At 58.2% G+C, this 1,214-nt stretch carries 1 protein-coding gene; it reads right to left on the reverse strand.

From position 1 onward, the window contains the following. Positions 1–31: 31 nt before the first annotated feature. On the reverse strand, positions 32–1,214 hold a 1,183-nt coding region (locus tag BUB78_RS20005; RefSeq protein ID WP_084732987.1), incomplete at its 5' end, for an IS256 family transposase.

The following is a 1,214-nucleotide window of genomic DNA, read 5'->3' on the forward strand; positions in this document are numbered from 1 at the left end:
GAGCTATGCCCGAAAGTTGGTGACGGCGTGATCAGGCGGCGGTTTTAAGTTGCTTGATCCCGTCCTTGAATTCAATCCCTTCGATGATCTCGGGGATGCGGTTTGCGCCATCGAGTTTGCGCCATTTTGTCTGGGCTGACATCATCAGCTTGAAGGCCATGGCGAGCCCGGTTTTGCGGCTGAGGCACCCTTTGGTTTTGCCAGTGCGATGTCGGACCGTGGCGAAGGTACTTTCGATGGGATTGGTTGTTCGAATGTGTTTCCAGTGCTCAGCTGGAAAATCATAGAATGCCAAGAGCACGTCGCGGTCTTTGGTCAGTTTGGTGACGGCCTTGTCGTATTTCACGCCGTAGGTTGCGACAAAGAAATTGAAGGCGGCCTCCGCATCGACCCGCGTTTCGGCCTGCCAGATGTCGTGGAGATGGCCCTTTGCTTTGGCCTGAACCGACTTCGGCATCGCATTCAACACATTGCCAGTTTTGTGGAACCAGCACCGCTGCTCTTTCGTGGCACCAAAGACCTCGCGCAGCGCATTCCAGAACCCCAGAGCGCCGTCACCAATGGCAAGATCAGGCGCGTGGGTAAGACCACGCCGCTGTAGATCGAGGAGCAGCTCACGCCAGCTCTGGGTGCTTTCGCGGTACCCATCCGCAAGGCCAATGATTTCCTTGCGACCCCACTCATCCGCGCCGATGAGCACCAGAACGCATTGTTTTTCTTCAGCCATTCTTGGGCGAAAGTAGACACCGTCCGCCCAGATATAGACGAACCGGCGCGTGCTGAGATCTCGGCGTTGCCAGCGGTCGTACTCGTCCCACCAATCAGCCTTGAGCCGTGAAATCGTGCTTGAGGACAGTCCCGCCGCATTGGGTCCGAGCAGAGCGGCAAGCGCTTCGTGAAAGTCGCCGGTGGAAATACCTTTGAGGTAAAGCCAGGGCAGCAACTCTTCGATGGATTTGGCTTTCCGCAGATAGGGCGGCAGAATCGTTGACGTGAACCGGACCTTCTCTGCGTCGTCGCCCCGGTCTCGCACACGCGGCACCTTGACTGGCACCGCGCCGATCCCTGTAATCACCTCGCGCTCAGGCAGATGGCCGTGGCGCACCAGCCGCGCGCGACCATCGTCCGTTTTGTCGGATGCATAGGCCTCCAGCAGAACAGCGAGTTCGGCCTCGACGGCTTGCTCAATCAAACGCTGCGCGCCGGATCGTAAA

This window comes from Roseovarius marisflavi (assembly GCF_900142625.1).
Classification (GTDB): Bacteria; Pseudomonadota; Alphaproteobacteria; order Rhodobacterales; family Rhodobacteraceae; genus Roseovarius; species Roseovarius marisflavi.